The following is a 21,007-nucleotide window of genomic DNA, read 5'->3' on the forward strand; positions in this document are numbered from 1 at the left end:
GATGATCTCGAGGAATTGGACGAGTGGGGTAATCGCGCGGCCTTGAATGGGGCGACGCCGATGTCGTCAGCGGCAATTCCGGTGTTGTTCGCCGCACAGGTGGCTCGTGATCCGGCTGCGGTTGCCGTCAGCTGCGCCGGGCGCCACATCACGTACGGGGACCTTGATCGGGCTGCGAATCGGTTGGCGCACTTGCTTGTCGAGCGCGGTGTCGGTCCGGGGCAGCGGGTTGCGCTGCTGTTTCCACGGTCGGTTGAGGCCATCGTGGCGATCCTGGGTGTGCTCAAAACCGGTGCGGCGTATGTGCCGATCGATCCGTCGGTGCCGGATGCGCGCATAGAATTCGTCCTCGCTGATTCAGCGCCGGTAGCAGTGGTCAGCACCGCCGATCTGATGGATCGGCTGAGTGGGCGTGGGTTGACGGTGATGGACGTCGACGATCCCGCGATGAGCTGCCGGCCGGACACCGACCCACTGATCGAACCTGCCCCCGAAGATGTCGCGTATCTGATCTACACCTCGGGTACGACGGGTGTGCCCAAGGGCGTGGCGATTCCGCATCGGAATGTGACGCGGTTGTTGGATGCAATCGATCGTGATGTGGCGTTGTCGCCGGGTCAGGTATGGGCACAGTGTCATTCGTTGGCGTTCGACTTCTCGGTGTGGGAGATCTTCGGTGCGCTGCTGCATGGTGCGCGGCTCGTCGTGGTGCCCGAATCGGTGACCCGTTCGGCCGAGGAGTTCCATACCTTGTTGGTCGCTGAGCGGGTCAGTGTGTTGAGTCAGACTCCGTCGGCGTTCTATGCGTTGGCTGCCGTGGACACGGACCGGCCGGAGAACCGGCTGGCCCTCGAAGTGGTGGTGTTCGGCGGAGAGGCGCTGGATCCGTCCCGCCTCGGGGCGTGGTTGGCCGTACATCCGGGGTCGCCCCGGTTGATCAACATGTACGGGATCACCGAGACGACGGTGCACGCCTCGTTCCGTGAGATCACCGCGGCCGATCTGGAAGATGCGATCTCGCCGATCGGTGGACCGTTGGCGGATCTGGCGTTTTTCGTGCTGGACGGCCGGTTGCGCCCGGTGGCTGCCGGTGTGGTGGGCGAGTTGTACGTGGCCGGTGCGGGTTTGGGTTATGGCTATGTGGGCCGGGCTCCGTTGAGTTCGACGCGATTTGTGGCCTGCCCGTTCGGCAGCGAGGGCGCACAGGCTAGGCGGATGTATCGCACCGGCGATCTGGTGCGCTGGGGCACAGATGGACAGCTGCAGTATCTGGGTCGTGCCGATGAGCAGGTCAAGATTCGTGGCTATCGGATCGAGTTGGGTGAGATCCAGTCGGCGCTGATGGCTTTGGAGGGTGTCGAGCAGGCGGTGGTGATCGCCCGGGAGGACCGTCCCGGGGACAAGCGGCTGGTCGGCTATCTGATCGGCTCCGCCGACCCGTCCGTGGCGCGGGTGGCGCTGGGGGAGACGCTGCCGCCCTACATGGTGCCCACGGCCGTGGTTGCCTTGGATGCGTTCCCGTTGACCGTCAACGGCAAGCTCGACAAAAAGGCTTTGCCTGCACCCGAATTCCAGCACATCGACGATTACCGCGCTCCGACCACGCCCACCGAGGAGATCGTGGCGGGCATCTACGCCCAGGTCCTCGGGTTGGACCGAGTCGGCATGGACGACTCATTCTTCGATCTCGGGGGAGATTCGCTGCAGGCCATGCGATTGGTCGCTGCGCTCAATCGGACCCTGGACGCCGGACTGGATGAGCGGGTCATATTCGAGGCTCCTACGGTCGCTCGATTGACGCCTCGTATCGGTGCTGACGAAGGTCGACAACAGCCCTTGGTGGCCGGCCAGCGGCCGGCGATGATGCCGCTGTCCTTCGCGCAAAGCCGACTGTGGTTCATCGACCAATTGAACGGGCCGTCACCGGTTTACAATCTGGCGGCCGGGCTGCGCCTCAACGGTCCGCTCGATGTCGATGCCCTCGGTGCGGCGTTCGCCGACGTATTACAGCGCCACGAGAGCTTGCGCACGTTGTTCCCGACGGTAGACGGCACGCCTCAACAGCTGATCGTTCGCGCCGACCAAACGGAATTCGGCTGGGAAGTCATCGATGCCGTCGGTTGGACGGCCGACCGGTTGCAGGAGGGGATCGAGCTGGCGGCGCGGCACAGCTTCGACCTCGCCAACGAGATCCCCCTGCAGGCAAAGGTGTTTCGGACGGCAGACGACGAGCACGTGCTGGTGGCGGTGGTGCACCACATCGCCGCCGACGGTTGGTCGATCACTCCGCTGGTGGCTGATCTGGGGGTCGCCTACGCCGGACGGTGTGCGGGGCAGGCTCCCGGCTGGCAGCCCTTGCCGGTCCAGTACGCGGATTACACCTTGTGGCAGCGCGCGCAGCTCGGCGATCTGGAGGACAGCGCCAGCCGTATCTCTGAGCAATTGGGATTCTGGGCGGACAACCTGGCCGGGATGCCCGAGCGCTTGGCATTGCCGACCGACCGGCCCTATCCCTTGGTCGCCGATCAGAACGGCGACCGAGTCGATGTGGAGTGGCCTGCCGCTCTGCAGCAGCAGGTGGCCCGCCTGGCCCGCGATCACAACGCGACCAAGTTCATGGTCATGCAGGCTGCCCTGGCGGTACTGCTTTCGAAGCTCAGCTCGAGTTCCGATGTGGCGGTGGGATTCCCGATCGCCGGACGTCGCGACCCTGCCCTCGATGAGCTGATCGGGTTCTTCGTCAACACGTTGGTGCTGCGCGTGGATCTCGCAGGAGATCCCAGCGTTGCCGACCTTCTGGCGCAGGTACGGGCGCGCAGTCTCGGTGCATTCGAGCACCAGGATGTGCCCTTCGAGGTGCTCGTCGAGCGCCTCAATCCGTCCCGGTCTCTGGCCCATCACCCGTTGGTGCAGGTGATGCTGGCCTGGCAGAACGTTCCCGGAGCGACCGGTGATTCCGGCGGGAGGGTGGCGCTGGGGGACCTGCAGGTCACTCAGCTACCGCTGGACACCCACACCGCCAGGATGGATCTGTCTTTCTCGCTGGCCGAGCGTTGGACCGAAACCGGCGAGGCGGCAGGAATTTCCGGGACCGTGGAGTTCCGCACCGACCTGTTCGACGGCGACAGCGTCGAAGCGTTGGTCGATCGGTTACAACGGGTGCTCGAGGCGATGGCCGCCGACGAGACCCGCCGTTTGTCCGCGATCGATGTGCTCGATGCCGACGAGCAGAAGCGACTGGACGAGGTGGGCAACCGGGCGACGCTGACCCGCCCGGCACCTGCACCGATGTCCATTCCGGCACTGTTCGAGGCGCAGGTGGCCCGCGACCCTGGCGCGGTGGCCGTCAGTTTCGAGGGGAGCCGGATCACCTACGGGGAGCTCGATCAGGCGGCAAATCGGTTGGCGCACCTGCTTGTCGAGCACGGGGTGGGTCCCGGGCATCGGGTGGCGTTACTGTTCACCCGGTCGATCGAGTCGATCGTCGCGATTTTCGCGGTACTCAAGACCGGCGCGGCCTATGTGCCTGTCGATCCTGCGGTGCCCGACTCGCGGTTGGAGTTCGTACTCGCCGATTCCGCGCCGGTTGCCGTGGTCACCACCACCGATCTGGCCGGCCGACTGAGCGCGCACGGGTTGGCGGTGATCGCCGTCGACGAGGCTCCGACCGCCTCCCGGCCCAGTGGCGCACCACCTGGTGGACCCACACCTGACGACGTCGCCTATCTGATCTACACCTCGGGCACCACCGGCGTGCCGAAGGGTGTTGCGATCCCGCATCGCAACGTGATCCGTCTGCTTGAGGCGCTGGATACCGATCTGAAGCTGTCGGCCGATCTGGTGTGGTCACAAAGTCATTCGCTGGCTTTCGACTTCTCGGTCTGGGAGATCTTCGGGGCCCTGCTGCACGGTGGGCGATTGGTGGTGGTGTCCGATTCGGTGGCGCGGTCGTCTGAAGAGTTCCATGCGTTGCTGGTCGATGAACGCGTCAATGTGTTGAGCCAGACGCCGTCGGCGTTCTATGCCTTGCAGACCGCGGATGAGCTTTCCGCCGCGTTGGAGTCTGAACTTCATCTCGAGTTGGTGGTGTTCGGTGGTGAGGCGCTCGAGCCTGCGCGGCTGGGTGAGTGGTTGCAGGACCATCCGGTGTTACCGCGGTTGATCAACATGTACGGGATCACCGAGACAACGGTGCACGCCTCGTTCCGTGAGATCACCGCCGCCGATGTCGAGGGCAGTGTCAGCCCGATCGGTGTGCCGCTGGACCATCTTGCGTTCTTCGTGCTCGATCGCGCATTGCAGCCGGTCCCGGTCGGCGTGGTGGGGGAATTGTATGTGGCCGGTGCCGGTTTGGGCGCCGGATATGTGGGCCGGGCCGGGTTGAGCTCGTCGAGGTTCGTGGCATGCCCGTTCGGAGCGCCGGGACAGCGGATGTATCGCACCGGCGATCTGGTGTGTTGGCGATCGGACGGAGAGCTGCAGTATCTGGGACGTGCCGATGAGCAGGTCAAGATTCGTGGCTACCGGATCGAGCTGGGTGAGATCCAGTCGGCGCTGATGGCTTTGGAGGGTGTCGAGCAAGCGGTGGTGATCGCCCGGGAGGACCGTCCCGGCGACAAGCGCCTGGTCGGTTACATCACCGGAGACGGCGATCCCGCTGATCTGCGCGCCACGTTGGGCGAGAAGTTGCCGCCCTACATGGTGCCCACCGCGATCGTCGTTGTCGAGGCGTTGCCCTTGACGGTCAACGGCAAGCTCGACACTCGCGCCCTGCCGGCACCCGAATATCAAGACGTCGACCACTACCGCGCCCCGGCCACTGAACTCGAGGAGATCTTGGCCGGCATCTTCGCGCAAGTCCTCGGACTGGAGCAGGTCGGAGTCGACGACTCGTTCTTCGATCTTGGTGGCGACAGTATTTCGGCCATGCAGGTGATCTGGCGGGCGCACGGTGCCGGCCTGACCGGTCGTCCGCGCGACATCTTCGTCCAGCAGACCGTCGCCCGGTTGGCGCGGGTGGTCAGGATGGCCGGCGGCACGGGCGGCGAGATCGACGAGGGACTCGGACCGGTGGTGCCGACCCCGATCATGCGGTGGTTGAAGGACCTGGAAACTCCTGACGGTCCGGTCGATGAGTTCAATCAGACTGTGGTGCTGCAGGCCCCGACGGGTGCCGCCGAGGACGACGTCGTAGTCCTGTTGCAGGCCTTGCTCGATCGGCACGGCATGCTCCGATTGCGGGCGGGGGACGACGGATCGGGCGGTTGGTCTCTCACGGTGCCGCAGGCGGACGGGGTGGATGCCCGCGACTACCTGCACACCGTGGACGTGCTGACGGAAGACGCGCTGGCGGCGGCCCGGTCGCGGTTGAATCCTGCTGCCGGAGCGATGTTGAGCGCGTTGTGGAGTTCGACCACGGGCCAACTGGCGTTGGTCGTTCACCATCTGGCCATCGACGGGGTGTCATGGCGAATCGTGCTGGAGGATCTCAACATCGCCTGGACCCAGCATCGCGGCGGGCAGCCGGTGCTGTTGCCGCCTGCCGGAACGTCGTTCACCGGTTGGGCCGACCTGCTTGCCGAGCATGCGCAGCACCCGGACGTCGTCGGCCACGCGGACGCGTGGCGGCAGGTGACGTCCGTCCCGGCCCCGTTGCCGGCACCCCGGCCGGCGGAGGATACGTTCGCCACCGCCGGGTACCTCACGGAGTTTCTGGACGTCGAGACCACGCGCATGCTGCTCGGCGAGGTGCCCGCGGCATTTCACGCCGGCGTGCAGGAAATCCTGTTGATCGCCTTTGCCCTCGCCTGGACTCAGTACCTGGGGACCGGCGGCGCGCCGGTCGCCATCGACGTGGAAGGTCATGGGCGCCAAGAGGAATTGGCCGGGTTGGGCGGCGCCGATGATCGAGATGTCGACCTGTCGCGCACGGTCGGATGGTTCACCACCAAGTACCCGGTGTCATTGAGCTTCGGAGCCCGTGGAGGCGGGCTGCGTTGGACGCAGGTGGTGGCCGGTGACGCCGCGCTCGGTGCGGTGATCAAAGAAGCCAAAGAGCAGCTTCGAGAGCTGCCCGACGGGCTGACCTATGGTCTGCTGCGCTATCTCAACCCCGACGTGGACCTGGCGGGATCGGATCCCGTGATCGGGTTCAACTACCTCGGGCGGCTCGGTTCTCCGGCTGCATTCGCGTCGGGTGATGTGTGGCGGTTCAGCCAGGACGGCTTGTCGATGACCGGCGCCGCCGGGGCGATACCCATTGCGCTGGCGCACTCCGTCGAGCTCAACGCAGTCACGATCGACACCGACACCGGCCCACATCTGAACGCCACCTGGACGTTTGCGCCGTCGGCACTCGACCACACCGCTGTCACACGGATCAGCCGCCTGTGGTTCGACGCCCTGGCGGGTATCTGCGCCCATGTCAGGCGAGGTGGAGGCGGGCTGACCCCGTCCGACATCGCCCCGGTTCGGCTGAGCCAGCAGCAGATCGACGCGCTGCACGGTGAATCTCCCATTTCCGATGTGCTGCCCCTGACGCCATTGCAGGAAGGACTCCTGTATCACGCCGGTGTCGCCAGCAGCTCCGGAGACGACGTCTATGCGGTGCAGCTGGATCTCGCACTGAGCGGCCCGCTCGACGTGAGCCAGCTCCACGATGCCGTGCAGACCGTGGTCGGCCGGCATCCGCATCTGGCGGCCCGCTTCTGTCCACAATTCGAGCAGCCCGTGCAGGCAATTCCCGCTGACCCCGTCACACCCTGGCGGTATATCGAGTTGGACGCCAACGGCATTGGCATCGATGCAGAGATCGAGGAGATCCTTGCGGCCGAGCGTGCGGCGGTGTGCGACCTCGGGAACCAACCCGCCTTCCGGGCCGCACTCATCCGCATCTCGGGCAACCGCCACCGCTTCATCCTGACCAATCACCACATCGTGTTGGACGGCTGGTCGATGCCGATTCTGATGCAGGAGATCTTCGCCGGCTACCACGGGCTGCGGTTGCCCGCGGCCTCGCCGTACCGCAGGTTCATGACGTGGCTGGCCGAACGCGATCGTCCTGCCGCGCACGCCGCGTGGCGTGAGGTGCTGGCCGGGTTCGACACCCCGATTCTCGTTGGGCCGCCGCAGAAGTTGCGGTTCGGGGAACGTCGGGTCGATTCGTATCGGGTACCGGCGAAGACCACGCGGGCGCTCACGAAGCTGGCACGTTCGCATCACACCACGGTCAACGTGGTGTTGCAGGGTGCCTGGGCAATGCTGCTGAGATCACTGACCGGTCAGTCCGATGTGGCATTCGGCACCGTCGTCTCGGGTCGGCCCGCCGAAGTCGACGGTGCGGATTCGATGGTGGGTCTGCTGATCAACACGGTGCCGGTGCGGGCCACCTTCACACCGGACACGACTACCGGCGATCTGCTGGATCAACTGCAGAGTGCGCACAACGACACCCTTGAGCATCAGCATGTGGCGCTCAGCGACATCCACCGCATCACCGGCCAGGACAGGCTGTTCGACACGGTCTTCGTCTATGAGAACTATCCGACCGACGCCGGAACACAACCCGGTGGCGACGGGTTGGCCATCACCGGTTTCAGCAGCCGCGACTACTACCACTACCCGATCTCGGTGCAGGCCGGGCCGGGCCGCGAGCTGGAACTGCGCGTCCAATACGACACCGATGTGTTCGACGCGGACTCCATCGACGCGTTGATGGAGCGGTTCAAGAAGGTGTTGGTGGAGATGACCGCCCATCCGGGGCGCCGCTTGTCGGCGTTGGACCTCGTGAAAGGTTCCGGGCAACGGCGGCTGCACGGCTGGAGTGGCAAGGCGGTCTCCCCTCAGCCAGAGGCCATGCCGCTGCGGGCATCCGGGGCCGACGAGACCAATGGTGCCTATTGCCCTCCGGCCACGTTGGTCGAGCAGATCGTCGCGAGCATCTACGCCGAGGTGCTGGGGGTGGACCGCATCGGAGTGGAGGAGTCGTTCTTCGCTTCCGGCGGCGATTCGATTTCCGCGATGCGTGCCGTCGCGGCGATCAACGCAGCTCTCGATGTCGAATTGACGGTGCTCACGTTGCTCGGCGCCCCGTCGGTGCGGAGCTTGGCTCAGCACCTGGAAAACGCCCCCGCTCAGTGAGCGATCGCCGCGCCCACCCCGATGGGATGAGCGCGGCGATCACCACATGTAGGGCACGAGGCGGTATCGCGCCTTCTGCGCGTATTCGCGGTATCCGTCCAGTTGCTCGACCAGCAGCTTCTCTTCATCGCGGATACGGATGACGAGCATCATGAGTCCGGGGACGACGGGCAGGAGCCCCCAGTAGGACCCGAGCGCGAGCGGGAAGCCGACGATGGTCAGCACGTTGCCGGTGTACATGGGGTGGCGTACGAGCCCGTACAGGCCGGTGGACACGAGCTGCTGGCCTGTCTCCACCTGAACGGTGGAGGCCGCGAAGCTGTTCTGGATGACCACCAGGCTCGTGACGCCCAGTCCGACGGCCACCAGAACGTCACCGGCGACGCAGATGGCCGCGGGCACCGAGGACCAACTGAAGCGATGGTCGAGCGCGCTGACCACCACCATGGCTGCCAACGAGGCGTACCACCCGGCGATGAGGACCTTTTGCAGCGTGCGGCTTTCGGCGGCAGGCCCGGCGCGTTTGCGGCGTTGATGCGCGGCGGGGTCCGCGCGTTGCAGGAAGATGCTCGGGATCCACGTCGAGAGGGCGAACACCACCAGAAAAGCCCAGGCTTGCCAGTAGTCGAAAGTCCCCGCGAGCAAGAACAGCACCAGGCCGAACACGGTGAGCTCAACAAGCCCGAATCCGACTACTCTCGCAACGGCTTTCACGATCCTCCTGTCGTCCGCCGCGGCATCGACCGCCGGCGGGCGCAACGCAGCGCACGGCTCAACCTACCGTCGGGCACCCACCAGGCGGGTGCGTTTGGTCCCAAGCTACGACCCAGCGGTGCAACCGCTTTCCGCAGGCCTCGTGCCGTAGCGTCCGTGCCTGTGGTGGAACTTCCCGACAGCAGGCAGAAGATTTCCACGATGGTCGCCATGGCCGCGTCTGTGATCCTGCTGGCTTCCTTCGCGGTGATCTACGTCGTGTTGAGCAGCGATGCCCTGACGTCGAACCTGATGGACGGCCGCTACCCGTCGACCGCGGAGGCGATGCGGGCACGAGGGGGAGCTGTGCTCAGTGGGGTGCTGGCGGTACTCGGCTACGGCGGGTTGATCTGGGCCGCAGTGATCAGGAAGACCAGGTTGGTGAAAGTCCTGAGCACTCTGTTCGGCGCTGCGCTGGTCGGATATGTCCCCGTCGCGCTCTTCGCCTGCTTCGCCGCCTTCCAGTGACTCACTTGGTGCCCTCGGTGAGATTCGAACTCACACTGTACGGGTTTTGAATCCGTTTCCTCTGCCAGTTGGGATACGAGGGCGTCCCGATCGGTACTGCGGCTTTACACCATAGAGGATGGCCCCGCGCTCGCCGAACGGCGGCCTCCACGACACAATGTTCTCCATGACCGGGTCACCGAAAGACGCTGACAGCCCCCGCCGTGTGCTCATCGCCGAGGACGAGGCGCTCATCCGCCTCGATCTCGCCGAGATGCTCCGTGAAGAGGGCTACGAGGTCGTCGGTGAGGCCGGCGACGGCCAGGAGGCCGTCGAGCTCGCCGAGGCCCTGCACCCGGACCTGGTGATCATGGACGTCAAGATGCCCAGGCGCGACGGGATCGACGCGGCCTCGGAGATCGCCAGCAAGCGCATCGCCCCGATCGTCATCCTGACCGCGTTCAGCCAGCGTGAACTGGTCGAACGTGCCCGCGACGCCGGGGCCATGGCGTATCTGGTGAAGCCGTTCAGCATCACCGACCTGGTCCCTGCCATCGAGGTGGCGGTCAGCCGGTTCAGCGAGATCGCCGCGCTGGAGAACGAGGTCGCCACCTTGGGCGACCGGCTGGAGACCCGCAAGCTGGTCGAGCGGGCAAAGGGTTTGCTGCAGAGCAAACACCAGATGACCGAGCCCGAGGCCTTCAAGTGGATTCAGCGGGCCGCGATGGACCGCCGTACCACGATGCGGCGGGTGGCCGAGGTGGTGCTGGAAACGTTGGAAGAATCCGAGGAAGCGCCGGCTCCGGAGAACTGACCGACCGGCCCGGTTGTTAATTGTGGGTTTCTGCCGGGCCGAAATTCCGCGTTCAGGCAGCACACGCGCAAGAAGCCTCACTCAACATCCCGCGCTCGGGCCGGTGGTTGGCTATGTTCTACCCGAAGCTCCGGCGCCCCGGCCTGGCAAGGTCAGGGCGTCGGTACCGCTGACAACTCTGACCCGGAGGTGAAGCGTGCGCGGTCGCGTGGCACGGAAAGCATTTGCTCTCGGAAGTGCGGGTGTGGTTGCCCTGGCGATTGCCGGCTGTAACCAGTCCGCACCGGAAGGCGGGGCATCGCAGACCAATCTGAAGATCGTCGAGAAGGTCCAGATCGACGAAAACGGTGCCGAGGTCAAGGCCGCCCAGGACGTCGCGCCCGCCGAGCCCGCCGGTGACGGCAAGGCCGTCTGCCCGCCCGTGATGCTCGGCATGATGGGCGCGCTCAACGGCCCGGACGCCGCCCTGGGTATCAACATCAAGAACGGCGTGCAGCTGGCTGTCGACAAGCACAACGCCGCGAACGCCGGCTGCCAGGTGCAGCTCAAGAGCTTTGACACTGAAGGCGATCCGCAGAAGGCGACCGGCGTGGCGCCGCAGATCGTCGACGACGCGATGATCATCGGCTTGGTCGGGCCGGCGTTCTCCGGGGAGACCAAGGCCACCGGCGATGTGTTCAACCAGGCCGGCCTGGTTGCCGCCACCGCTTCGGCGACCAACGTCACGTTGAGCGAGAACGGGTGGCGGACATTCTTCCGAGGCCTGGCCAATGACGGCGTGCAGGGTCCCTCGGTGGCCAACTATCTCAAGAACACGCTGGGCCACAAGAAGGTGTGCGTGGTCGACGACAGCACTGATTACGGGCTGGGGTTGGCCGAGGCCGTGCGTGAAACCCTTGGCCCGGTTGCCGATTCGTCGTGCAACATCTCGGTGAAGAAGGGGGACAAGGAGTTCTCGGCCGCGATCACCCAGATCAAGAGCGCGGCCCCGGATTCGGTCTTCTACAGTGGCTACTACTCCGAGGCCGCACCGTTCGTGCAGCAGCTCAAGGACGGCGGGGTGACGGCGACGTTCGTCAGCGCCGACGGCACCAAGGATCAGCAGTTCGTCAACCAGGCGGGCGAAGCGTCGAAGGGCGCGTTGCTGTCCTGCCCGTGTGGCCCGGCGACCGGGGCGTTCGCCGACGAGTACACCAAGAAGTTCGGCCAGGCACCCGGCACCTACAGCACCGAGGGCTATGACCTGGGCACCATCCTGCTCAAGGGCATCGACTCGGGTGCCATCACGCGGCCGGCGATGCTGGATTACGTCCGCAAGTACGAGGGCCAAGGTGTGGCGCGCAAGTACCAGTGGACCGACAAGGGCGAGCTGACCACGAACTTGATCTGGATGTACGAAGTCAAGTAGCCCTTTGAGCGAAACGCGTCCGAGACCGTCCCCAGGACTCGGACGCGTTTCGCTTCACACCCCTTGAGTCAGGAGCCGCCGCCGGATGATCCACCAGTGCGTCGAGCAGTCCGCCTGTCTGGCAGCCAACATCAGTTTCAACCTGGACGGATTGCAGGACCGATTTCTCCAACTGACGGTCGACGGGCTGTCGTGGGGTGCGATCTACGCTCTGGTGGCAGTCGGTTACACGCTGGTCTTCGGCGTCCTGCGGCTGATCAACTTCGCCCACTCCGAGATCTTCATGCTGGGCATGTTCGGGACGTACTTCTGCCTCGACGTCATCTTGGGGTTCACTCCCGGCACGCCGTACGACAAGGGCGTGATGCTGACGGTGTTCTACCTCGGTGTTGCCATGGTCTTCGCGATGCTGGTGTCCGGTACGGCGGCCGCGGGTCTCGAATTCATCGCCTACCGGCCGCTGCGAAAACGTAACGCCCGCGCATTGACATTTCTCATCACCGCGATCGGAATGTCGTTCGTTCTGCAGGAATTCGTGCATTTCGTGTTGCCGAAAATCTTGAAAGGCTACGGCGGCAGCAACGCGCAGCAGCCCATCAAGCTGGTCCGGCCGACGATTCAGTTCACGTTGTTCGAAGGCACGAAGTTCGAGGCCGTGATCACCAACGTCACGCTGGTCATCATCGGTGCCGCCCTGGTCGTCGCGCTCCTGACCGACATCGCCATCAACCGCACCAAATTCGGACGCGGAATCCGTGCGGTCGCACAGGATCCGACCACAGCGACGCTGATGGGGGTTTCCCGGGAACGGATCATCATGTCCACGTTCCTGCTCGGTGGTCTGCTGGCCGGGGTCGCCGCGCTGCTGTTCACTCTGAAGGTGCCGCAGGGCATCATCTACTCGGGCGGATTCCTGCTCGGCATCAAGGCGTTCTCAGCGGCGGTGCTGGGCGGCATCGGGAATCTCCGCGGCGCACTGCTGGGCGGTCTGCTGTTGGGCATCATGGAGAACTACGGACAGGTGGTGTTCGGAACGCAGTGGCGTGACGTCGTGGCGTTCGTGCTGCTGGTGCTGGTGCTGTTGTTCCGGCCGACCGGAATACTCGGTGAGAGCCTCGGGAAGGCACGGGTATGAGCGAGCCTCACGGTTCAGAATCGGCCGGTTCGGTGACCAGGACGCTACTGGCCCCCGGCGACGCCATCCGCGAATACTGGTCCACCGTTCCGCGGATGGCCAAATGGGTTGTCGGCGTAGTGGGTTTCGGGCTACTGGCGCTGCTGCCGTTGTTCACCCCGAGTTTCCTCAACACCCCTGGCATCAGTTTTGGCGGCACCATGGCGCAGTTCGCGATGATCGCCGTCATCGCGATCGGCCTCAATGTCGTCGTCGGTCAGGCCGGCCTCCTCGATCTGGGTTATGTGGGCTTCTATGCCGTCGGCGCGTACACCGTCGCCTTGTTGACCAGCCCCGACAGCCCCTGGAACAGGGTGGGCCCCGACGGCTTCTTCAGCAAGGACTGGGCGTGGCTGTCCTGTGTGCCGTTGGCCATGGCCGTCACCGCGCTGGCCGGGTTGATCCTGGGAACGCCGACACTTCGGTTGCGCGGCGACTACCTGGCCATCGTCACCCTCGGCTTCGGTGAGATCATCCGGCTGCTCGCCGACAACCTGTCCGACATCACCAACGGTTCACGTGGACTCAATCAGGTCGCCTACCCGCGGGTGGGGGAGAGCGAGAAGCTGCCCAACGGTGTGTTCTCCAGCGGCAACTCGGTCGGTGAGGCCAACTACGGCACGTGGTGGTTCTGGCTGGGCCTGATCCTGATGATCGGGATCCTGCTGTTGGTCGGCAACCTGGAACGCAGCCGGGTCGGCCGCGCCTGGGTGGCCATCCGTGAGGACGAGGACGCCGCAGAAGTGATGGGCGTCAACACCTTCCGGTTCAAGCTGTGGGCCTTCGTGATCGGCGCCGCAATCGGTGGGCTTGCAGGTGCGCTGTACGCCGGGCAGGTCCAGTACGTGGCACCGCCGACGTTCAACATCATCAACTCGATGTTGTTCCTGTGCGCGGTCGTGCTCGGCGGGCAGGGCAACAAGCTCGGCGTGATCTTCGGCGCCTTCATCGTGGTGTATCTGCCGAACCGCCTCCTTGGGGTCGAGTTCCTCGGGATCAACCTCGGTGATCTCAAGTACCTGTTCTTCGGTTTGGCGCTGGTGGTGCTGATGATCTTCCGGCCGCAGGGACTGTTCCCGGTGCGCCAGCAGCTGTTGACCTATGGCAGATCGGCGCGACGGTTGTTGCGCGGTGCCGCAGACAAGGAGCCGGTGGGATGAGCGAGCCCATGCCCGGTGTAACCGAGAGTGTCGAGGAGCTGGCCGGCGTTCACCGTGACATCCAGGCCGCCGAAGGCGAGATCCTGCTCGAGACCCAGGAGCTCACCGTGAAGTTCGGTGGCCTGGTGGCCCTGGACTCGGTCAGTTTCAACATCCGCCGCGGCGAGATCCTCGGTCTGATCGGACCCAACGGTGCAGGCAAGACCACGTGCTTCAACGCGATCACCGGTGTGTACCGGCCCAGCTCGGGTTCGGTCGTGTTCGACGGCGCCCCGTTGGGCCGCATCAAACGGCACCAGATCACCCGCCGGGGTATCGCCCGCACCTTCCAGAACATCCGCCTCTTCGGCGAGATGACCGCACTGGAGAACGTGATGGTGGGAACCGACGCGCGGCACAAGACCTCGGTGCCGGGTGCCTTGGTGCGGTCCCCGCGGCACGGTCGCGAGGAGCGCTCGGCGATCGAACGTGCCGTGGCGTTACTGCACTTTGTCGGGATCGCGCATCGTGGCGAGGAGAAGGCAAAGAACCTCCCCTACGGGGATCAGCGGCGCCTCGAGATCGCCCGCGCGCTGGCCACCGAGCCCAAGCTGCTGTGCCTGGACGAGCCGGCTGCCGGGTTCAACCCGGCCGAGAAGGCCTCGCTGATCGAGTTGATCCGCAAGATCCGCGACGACGGCTACACGGTGCTGCTGATCGAGCACGACATGCGACTGGTGATGGGCGTGACCGACCGCATCGTGGTGCTGGAGTTCGGCCGCAAGATCGCCGACGGCCTACCGTCGGAGATCCGTGAAGATCCGCGAGTGATCGCCGCCTATCTGGGGGTACCCGATGACGACATCTCCTGAATTGTCACAGACGGAGACCAGCCGCCCGGTACTGCTCGAGGTGCGCGACGCGGTGGTGCACTACGGCCGCATCAAGGCATTGCACGGGGTTTCACTGGTGGTGCACGAGGGAGAGCTGGTCACGCTGTTGGGCTCCAACGGGGCCGGCAAGACCACCATGATGCGCGCGATCTCGGGCCTGCGGTCGCTGACCTCGGGCTCGGTGTGGTTCGAGGGCCGCGACATCTCGCGCGTGAAAGCCCACCAGCGGGTCATCGACGGGCTGATCCAGGCCCCGGAGGGACGCGGGGTCTTTCCCGGTATGACCGTGGTCGAAAACCTGGAGATGGGTTGCTATGGGCGCAAATTCGCGTCCCGCGGCGAGCACGACGAGAGTTTGGACTGGGTGTTCACGACGTTCCCGAGGCTGGCCGAGCGGCGTTCCCAGGTGGGCGGCACCCTCTCGGGCGGGGAGCAGCAGATGTTGGCCATCGGCCGCGCGTTGATGGCCCGGCCCAGGGTGCTGCTGCTCGACGAACCGTCGATGGGACTGGCACCGATGGTGATCTCACAGATCTTCAAGATCATCTCCGAGATCAACACCCAGGGCACCACGGTGCTGCTGGTGGAGCAGAACGCCCAACAGGCACTGAGCCGCTCGGACCGGGCCTACATCCTCGAGACCGGCAGTGTCACCCGCACCGGTGCTGCGCGGGAATTGTTGGCGGACGACAGTATTCGCGCCGCCTATCTCGGCGTGGCCTGAACCCCCAGGCGTAGCGAGCGTGCGGGTCTGCCGGCGACACGCCGCGCAGGATTCGGCATTTGTGCACCTTCACGGCACGCTGAGGTGGTGATGGTAGGCAAATCGATCGCGCTGTTCGTGCTGGCCGCGGTGTTGGAGATCGGCGGGGCCTGGTTGGTGTGGCAGGGCGTACGGGAGCACCGCGGCTGGATGTGGATGGGGGCCGGGGTGATCGCGCTCGGCGCCTACGGTTTCGTCGCAGCGTTCCAGCCCGACGCCCACTTCGGTCGGGTGCTGGCCGCCTACGGCGGGGTGTTCATCGCCGGATCGTTGTTGTGGGGCATGGCCGCCGACGGCTTCCGGCCCGACCGCTGGGATGTCACCGGCGCACTTGTGGCGCTCGTCGGGGTCGGCCTGATCATGTACGCCCCGCGCTGAGGCTGTCAGCCCAGATGGGCGCTGTCGTCGTCGAGATCGTCGCGGCGCAGGCCCATGGGCGTGGCGGCCGGCACGTCACCGGCGGCCACCACCTGGCGGGTGATCGGTGTCAGCGTCGCGAACAGGGTGGTGATCTCGTCGTCGGTCAACGCGTCCAGCGCCGCCACCGACAACTCGTCGGTGCGGTCTTCGACCGCCTGCTTGACGGCGCGCCCGGCGTCGGTCAGGTCGCCCCGGCTGTCCAGCCAGCCCCGGGAGCGCAGCCGCTCGACGTAATGCTCCCACTGCTCGTCGTCGTAGTCGCGGCTGCGCATGATCATCTCGCGCGGCACCCGGCCGGCCGCGGCATGCAGTACATTGCTTTCCCGGCCGCTGATCCCCTCGGCGACCAGCACGGCGATGTGGGAGTCGCCGCGTTGCTCGCGCAGCAGGGTGACCGCGTGCCAGAGCTTCGCGATCGGTTCCTCGGGCCACGGCAAGGCCCGATTGGCGGCGTATAGCGGCCGCCCCTCCAGCGGTGCGGTGCGAGCTGCCTTCGCGGTCAGCTCGGCGGCCAGACGAGTGGATTCGGAGTCGGCCACCCCGGAGCGACGCAGCGCCGCGACCGCCGTGTCCGATCGCATCTGCAAATGCGTTGCCGGACTTGCTATGTCCCAGACCGCCGGCAGCGCCTTGGCAACCCGCTCGGCGGTGAAGTTGTAGAACGCGGCCGTCACGACTTCTGGCGCCACGATGCCGAGTGGAGCCGAGCGGCTGGCGAAGTACCCCATCCAGAAGCCGCGGTAGCCCGCGGCATCGAAGGCCGCCCGGGGCTCGGGGGCGAAGTAGGTGACTCCGTGTACCGGCTCCAGCCGCTCGAAGAATCGACGTGCCAACGCGGGAGTGCGAGTCATTCCGCTAGTTAAGCATCGGGTCCGACCGGATCGATCACCGCGGTGGCGGCCTCGTCGATGATGGCCCGCATCGCCCGCTCCGCGGCGTCTTCGTCGCGCAGCCGGATGGCCCGGGCGACCTCGTCGTGCAGCTCGATGGCGGCCGGATTGGGGGAGTGCGGCATCAGGCCGTGCTCGGTGCGTCCGGCCAGGACCTCGGCTACGACGTCGTTGAGCGCGCGGAACATCTCGTTGCCGCTGGCCTCGAGCAGGGTTCGATGGAATACCTTGTCCGCCAGTAGGTATGCGTCGAGGTTGCCGGACCGCCCGTGCACCACCATGTCCGACACCGCGGCGGCCAGCACCCGGCATTGGTCCGGATTCGCCCGTCGGGCGGCGAGTGCCGCGGCAGCGGGTTCGAAACCGCGCCGCAGCTCCGACAGTGATGCCAGCAGCGCTGCCCGGTCGCCGGCCTGTAGGCGCCACCGAATCAGCCTGGGGTCGAACACGTTCCACTTGCGCGCCGGCTGGACGGTGATCCCGACCCGGCGTCGCGATTCGACCATGCCCATCGACTCGAGCACCCGGATCACCTCGCGCGCGACGCTGCGGGACACCTCATGCTCGGCGCTGAGCCGGTCCAGGGTCAGCACCTGCTCGGCCGCCAGCTCGCCGGAGACGATTCCGGTGCCGAGCGAGGTCAGCAGGCTGGCATGCAGCGCGCCGACGTTTGAGGGCGAGGACACGGTTACATCCTGTCATATTGCGCGTTGAGCAGTAAAAAACAGATGTAATTGTGATCATCTTGCAAACGTATGCTTTTTGCGTCATGCTGTGTGACGGCAGACACACATTGTGAGGGATGTATGGGTTTACCAGTCGTGGTCATGGGCGTATCGGGGTCAGGGAAATCGACAGTAGGCGCCGCGCTGGCACAGCGAATGCGCGTTCCGTTCGCCGATGGCGATGACTTTCACCCCGCCGCCAACATCGCCAAGATGTCGGCGGGCCACGCTCTCGACGACGCCGATCGCTATCCCTGGCTGGAGGCGATCGGCGACTGGCTCGCCGAGCACCACGAAGGTGGTGTGATGAGTTGCTCGGCACTCAAACACAAATACCGCGACCAATTGCGGCGGCACTGTCCCGGCGTCGTGTTTCTGTACCTGAGCGGCACACGCGAAGTGATCCGCCGACGTCAGGCCAGTCGGCCGGGACATTTCATGCCTGCCACGCTGCTGGACTCCCAATTCGCGACGCTGGAGCCGCTCGGACCGGATGAGGCCGGTGTGGCCATCGACGTAGATCAGAGCATCGATGCCATCGTCGACGAATATGTGGCCCAATGCGACGCTGCGACAACCGAACAGGAGAACCGATGACCTCGACGCTCACTCATCTCGCGGCCGGGACGGAGCTGGTTGAGCCGGTGGCGGGTGGCGCGCAGTTGGTCCTGGCCGCACTGGCCGGCATCGCCCTGATCGTCGTGCTGATCACGATCGTCAAGCTGCATCCGTTCCTGGCCCTGATCTTCGGCGCACTGACCGTGGGCATGGCCGCGGGCGAGAACATCAGCGACGTGCTCGCCTCGTTCTCCAGCGGATTCGGGTCCACCGCCGCCAGCGTCGGGATCTTGATCGCTCTCGGCGCGATGTTCGCCAAGCTGTTGGCCGATTCCGGGGGAGCGGACGAGATCGTCGACACCATCGTCGGACACGCGTCACCGCGGATGCTGCCGTGGGCAATGGCGTTGGTGGGCGCGATCATCGGCCTGCCGATGTTCTTCGAGATCGGCCTGGTGCTGCTGATGCCGGTGATCTACCTGGTGGCCCGCCGTTCGCAACTTTCCCTGATCACGGTCGGCATTCCTGCGCTGGCGGGCCTGTCGGCCATGCACGGATTTGTTCCACCCCATCCGGGACCGGTCGCTGCGATCTCCTTGCTCAACGCCGACCTCGGGGTCACGCTGGCGCTGGGTGTGCTGGTGGCAATCCCGACGATCGTTGTGGCAGGCCCGTTGTTCGGCAAGTTGGCCGGACGCTGGGTCGTTCTCGAGGTCCCGGACCGGTTCGACGCCGCGGACCCTACGGACAGGGAATCGAACGGCGATGACACCGCCGGCGCGGCGGGAACGGTGACCGCGACGAAGACGCGGCCGACGTTCGGCCTCACCATGTTCAGCGTGCTGCTGCCCGTCGCGCTGATGATGGGCAAGGCGCTCGTCGACATCCTGGTCGACGACAAGTCGCATCTGCTGCGTCAGACGTTCGACATCCTCGGCCAGCCCTTGATGGCGTTGCTCATCGCGGTGGTCGTCGGCATGTTCACTCTCGGTGGCGGCGCCAAGATGAGCCGCGACGAGATCGTGAAGATCATCGAGTCATCTCTGCCACCGGTGGCAGGCATCATCCTGATCGTGGCGGCCGGCGGTGGATTCAAACAGGTTCTGGTCGACACCGGAATCGGCACCCTGCTCGCCGAATGGGCCAAGGGCGCCAATCTGTCCGTGGTGCTGCTGGCGTGGGTGCTGGCCGTACTGATCCGGTTGGCGACCGGGTCGGCCACCGTGGCCACCATCACCGCGTCGTCGCTCATGCTCGGCCTGGTAGATGGGATGAGCACCGGCCAGGTATCCCTGGTGGTGCTCGCGGTGGGTGCCGGATCGTTGTTCTTCTCGCACGTCAACGACGCCGGATTCTGGCTCGTGAAGGAATATTTCGGGATGTCCGTGGGCCAGACCATCAAGTCCTGGTCCCTGATGGAAACCGTGCTGTCGGTATCCGGTCTGGTTTTCGTCCTCTTGCTGGGGCTGGTCGTCTGAGACGGTAAACCGAACGCCGAAACGTGAGGTGCCCGGTGAACGGGCACCTCACGCAAGGGTTCTCAGCCCCGGACCACCTGTGTTCCGCCGGCGAGTTCGTCGTGCTTGCCCTGTTTGGTGGGGCTGCCGCTGATGGTGACTGCGATGACGATCATCGCGACGACCGCCAGCAGGCCGCCCACCCACGGGATGATCGTCAGCAGGGTGAAGGCATTGCGAATCGCCGACTGCGCGGCCGTCGGCTTCGGTGTGCCGCCGGGTCCGTGTACTGCGAGCCCCAGTACCTTCTTGCCCGGTGTCGACCCCATCCCCACTTCGAACGCCACGTAATAGATGAACATGAGGAGTCCGGTGAACAGACCGGTCACCCAGTAGCTCGACAGTGAGTCGGTGACGAACGACAGGAAGAACGCCCCGATCATGACGACGATCCCGTCGATCACGCGCGCCAGCCATCGCCGGCCCAAGCCGCCAGGGGTCTGGGTGCCGTAGGGCGGGGGATACCCACCCGGTACTTGCCCGCCGTAGGGCGGTGGGTAGCCGCCCGGTTGTCCGTACTGACCGAATTCCGGTGGAGAGTCGCCCGTACTCATGCCGTCAACGCTACCGACTCCGTCGCTGCTCGAGTTGGGCTCGCGCGACATCGGCCAGCGCAGCGGAGCGTTCACGCGCGGCCTCGGCGAGTTCGGGTGCCCGCTCACGGGCGATGTGGGCGAACTCGGTGGCGCGTTCGCGGGCCGCGTCGGCCACCTCGGGACCGTGTTCCCGCGCGAGTTGCGCCAATTCGGTCGCCCATTCAGTCGTCCGTTCCACTGCCGCATCGGCGAGTTCGCGGCCGCGTTCGGCGCCGACGGCCAGGCCCTGACCGACCTTCTCGGCGAACGCATTGTCGGTGAGGGCGTCACTGCTTGCGGATACACCGGGAACGACGGCGGCGACGCTGGCCGAGACGTTCCGTGCCGCACGGCGTCCGCGCCAGGCCAACGACGGCTTGCCGGCCGTGTCGGCTGCGGCGATGATCAGCCCGCCCAACAGACTCACGTCGGTGAGAAACTCACGACGCTGAGCCGCGGCGTGTTGCGGGTCGGTGTCTTTCAGGAATGCCTGTGAGCCAATGCTTCTCGGAATCATCGTGATGGCCAGCGCCGCTGCGGTGAGGCGAGGGGCCCGGCCGAGCGCCAGGAGTAGCCCACCGCCCACCTGAACCGCCGCGTTGACCCGTGCGACCGTGTCGGCGTTGTTCGGAACCCCGGCACCCACGGGGCCGGGCAGTGCACTCAGCGCACCCAGGGTTCTGCGTGTCGCTTCGGTGGAGGTGCTCGGGTCGCGCAGGGTCTCGACGCCTCGGGCGATGAAGGTCGCAGACAGCATGGGGCGGGCGATTCGTCTGATCAACATGAGCTAGG

15 protein-coding genes, 1 tRNA gene and 2 pseudogenes are annotated in these 21,007 nt (G+C 65.6%); 12 read left to right on the top strand and 6 right to left on the bottom strand.

The window, feature by feature from the left end; translation table 11 throughout:
* Positions 1-105: 105 nt before the first annotated feature.
* Positions 106-7,795, top strand: a pseudogene (locus tag AC4ELH_RS03820) (amino acid adenylation domain-containing protein); the annotation flags it as partial.
* A gap of 146 nt (positions 7,796-7,941) precedes the next feature.
* Positions 7,942-8,139 (top strand): annotated as a pseudogene (locus AC4ELH_RS03825) (acyl carrier protein); the annotation flags it as partial.
* Positions 8,140-8,178: 39 nt separating this feature from the next.
* Here the strand turns inward: AC4ELH_RS03825 and AC4ELH_RS03830 are convergent.
* Positions 8,179-8,853 carry a methyltransferase family protein gene (locus tag AC4ELH_RS03830; RefSeq protein WP_498883273.1) on the bottom strand — a complete coding sequence of 225 codons (675 nt, stop codon included), beginning with the start codon at positions 8,851-8,853 and terminating at the stop codon, positions 8,179-8,181.
* Between the two features lie 210 nt (positions 8,854-9,063).
* Here AC4ELH_RS03830 and AC4ELH_RS03835 point away from each other — a divergent pair, with 210 nt between their 5' ends.
* A complete protein-coding gene (locus tag AC4ELH_RS03835; RefSeq protein ID WP_498883274.1) occupies positions 9,064-9,360 on the top strand; it encodes a hypothetical protein in 297 nt (98 codons plus the stop codon).
* A gap of 6 nt (positions 9,361-9,366) precedes the next feature.
* On the opposite strand, the gene AC4ELH_RS03840 is transcribed toward AC4ELH_RS03835, so the two are convergent.
* Positions 9,367-9,443, bottom strand: a tRNA-Leu gene (locus AC4ELH_RS03840).
* Positions 9,444-9,526: 83 nt separating this feature from the next.
* Between AC4ELH_RS03840 and AC4ELH_RS03845 the strand changes: the two genes are divergently transcribed.
* The 7 genes from AC4ELH_RS03845 to AC4ELH_RS03875 all read left to right on the top strand — a co-directional run bounded on the left by AC4ELH_RS03845 (position 9,527) and on the right by AC4ELH_RS03875 (position 15,908).
* Positions 9,527-10,153 carry an ANTAR domain-containing response regulator gene (locus AC4ELH_RS03845; RefSeq protein WP_064881559.1) on the top strand — a complete coding sequence of 209 codons (627 nt, stop codon included), beginning with the start codon at positions 9,527-9,529 and terminating at the stop codon, positions 10,151-10,153.
* A 196-nt stretch (positions 10,154-10,349) separates the two neighbouring features.
* Complete coding sequence (locus AC4ELH_RS03850; protein WP_498883275.1) at positions 10,350-11,561, top strand: branched-chain amino acid ABC transporter substrate-binding protein; 1,212 nt, start codon at positions 10,350-10,352, stop codon at positions 11,559-11,561.
* A gap of 85 nt (positions 11,562-11,646) precedes the next feature.
* Positions 11,647-12,696: a branched-chain amino acid ABC transporter permease gene (locus tag AC4ELH_RS03855; protein ID WP_064881522.1), complete on the top strand. Its 1,050-nt coding sequence runs from the start codon at positions 11,647-11,649 to the stop codon at positions 12,694-12,696.
* Positions 12,693-13,895: a branched-chain amino acid ABC transporter permease gene (locus AC4ELH_RS03860; RefSeq protein ID WP_498883276.1), complete on the top strand. Its 1,203-nt coding sequence runs from the start codon at positions 12,693-12,695 to the stop codon at positions 13,893-13,895. The genes AC4ELH_RS03855 and AC4ELH_RS03860 overlap by 4 nt, the downstream gene beginning before the upstream one ends.
* Entirely contained in the window at positions 13,892-14,746 is an 855-nt protein-coding gene (locus AC4ELH_RS03865) for an ABC transporter ATP-binding protein (protein ID WP_498883277.1), read from the top strand. Before AC4ELH_RS03860 ends, AC4ELH_RS03865 begins: the two co-directional genes overlap by 4 nt.
* Positions 14,730-15,491, top strand: a complete 762-nt coding sequence (locus AC4ELH_RS03870; protein WP_498883278.1) for an ABC transporter ATP-binding protein — start codon at positions 14,730-14,732, stop codon at positions 15,489-15,491. Before AC4ELH_RS03865 ends, AC4ELH_RS03870 begins: the two co-directional genes overlap by 17 nt.
* 90 nt (positions 15,492-15,581) lie before the next feature.
* Positions 15,582-15,908, top strand: coding sequence for a YnfA family protein (locus AC4ELH_RS03875; RefSeq protein WP_064934896.1), 327 nt, complete (start codon positions 15,582-15,584; stop codon positions 15,906-15,908).
* Between the two features lie 5 nt (positions 15,909-15,913).
* Here AC4ELH_RS03875 and AC4ELH_RS03880 read toward each other — a convergent pair whose 3' ends face one another.
* Complete coding sequence (locus AC4ELH_RS03880) at positions 15,914-16,801, bottom strand: SCO6745 family protein (RefSeq protein WP_064881514.1); 888 nt, start codon at positions 16,799-16,801, stop codon at positions 15,914-15,916.
* Positions 16,802-16,809: 8 nt separating this feature from the next.
* Positions 16,810-17,526, bottom strand: coding sequence for a FadR/GntR family transcriptional regulator (locus tag AC4ELH_RS03885; RefSeq protein WP_064881512.1), 717 nt, complete (start codon positions 17,524-17,526; stop codon positions 16,810-16,812).
* 120 nt (positions 17,527-17,646) lie between these two features.
* Here AC4ELH_RS03885 and AC4ELH_RS03890 point away from each other — a divergent pair, with 120 nt between their 5' ends.
* Together AC4ELH_RS03890 and AC4ELH_RS03895 are read left to right on the top strand one after the other, a co-directional pair.
* The gene (locus AC4ELH_RS03890; RefSeq protein WP_448447319.1) at positions 17,647-18,162 is read left to right on the top strand and encodes a gluconokinase; all 516 of its coding nucleotides are present in this window, start codon (positions 17,647-17,649) and stop codon (positions 18,160-18,162) included.
* Positions 18,159-19,601 carry a GntP family permease gene (locus tag AC4ELH_RS03895; RefSeq protein WP_448447321.1) on the top strand — a complete coding sequence of 481 codons (1,443 nt, stop codon included), beginning with the start codon at positions 18,159-18,161 and terminating at the stop codon, positions 19,599-19,601. Before AC4ELH_RS03890 ends, AC4ELH_RS03895 begins: the two co-directional genes overlap by 4 nt.
* Positions 19,602-19,663: 62 nt before the next feature.
* On the opposite strand, the gene AC4ELH_RS03900 is transcribed toward AC4ELH_RS03895, so the two are convergent.
* Positions 19,664-20,194, bottom strand: a complete 531-nt coding sequence (locus tag AC4ELH_RS03900; RefSeq protein WP_055114004.1) for an RDD family protein — start codon at positions 20,192-20,194, stop codon at positions 19,664-19,666.
* A gap of 10 nt (positions 20,195-20,204) precedes the next feature.
* Complete coding sequence (locus AC4ELH_RS03905; protein WP_498883279.1) at positions 20,205-20,972, bottom strand: DoxX family membrane protein; 768 nt, start codon at positions 20,970-20,972, stop codon at positions 20,205-20,207.
* Positions 20,973-21,007: the final 35 nt, after the last annotated feature.

Source organism: Mycobacterium shunyiense (genome assembly GCF_058270075.1).

What these genes read in the sequence shown, in the direction of transcription:
- AC4ELH_RS03875 (WP_064934896.1), top strand. Translation starts at nt 15,582, where the DNA reads ATGGTAGGCAAATCGATCGCGCTGTTCGTGCTGGCCGCGGTGTTGGAG.
- AC4ELH_RS03870 (WP_498883278.1), top strand. Translation starts at nt 14,730, where the DNA reads ATGACGACATCTCCTGAATTGTCACAGACGGAGACCAGCCGCCCGGTA.
- AC4ELH_RS03880 (WP_064881514.1), bottom strand. Translation starts at nt 16,801, where the DNA reads ATGACTCGCACTCCCGCGTTGGCACGTCGATTCTTCGAGCGGCTGGAG.
- AC4ELH_RS03860 (WP_498883276.1), top strand. Translation starts at nt 12,693, where the DNA reads ATGAGCGAGCCTCACGGTTCAGAATCGGCCGGTTCGGTGACCAGGACG.
- AC4ELH_RS03835 (WP_498883274.1), top strand. Translation starts at nt 9,064, where the DNA reads ATGGCCGCGTCTGTGATCCTGCTGGCTTCCTTCGCGGTGATCTACGTC.
- AC4ELH_RS03865 (WP_498883277.1), top strand. Translation starts at nt 13,892, where the DNA reads ATGAGCGAGCCCATGCCCGGTGTAACCGAGAGTGTCGAGGAGCTGGCC.
- AC4ELH_RS03895 (WP_448447321.1), top strand. Translation starts at nt 18,159, where the DNA reads ATGACCTCGACGCTCACTCATCTCGCGGCCGGGACGGAGCTGGTTGAG.
- AC4ELH_RS03890 (WP_448447319.1), top strand. Translation starts at nt 17,647, where the DNA reads ATGGGTTTACCAGTCGTGGTCATGGGCGTATCGGGGTCAGGGAAATCG.
- AC4ELH_RS03855 (WP_064881522.1), top strand. Translation starts at nt 11,647, where the DNA reads ATGATCCACCAGTGCGTCGAGCAGTCCGCCTGTCTGGCAGCCAACATC.
- AC4ELH_RS03845 (WP_064881559.1), top strand. Translation starts at nt 9,527, where the DNA reads ATGACCGGGTCACCGAAAGACGCTGACAGCCCCCGCCGTGTGCTCATC.
- AC4ELH_RS03905 (WP_498883279.1), bottom strand. Translation starts at nt 20,972, where the DNA reads ATGCTGTCTGCGACCTTCATCGCCCGAGGCGTCGAGACCCTGCGCGAC.
- AC4ELH_RS03900 (WP_055114004.1), bottom strand. Translation starts at nt 20,194, where the DNA reads ATGAGTACGGGCGACTCTCCACCGGAATTCGGTCAGTACGGACAACCG.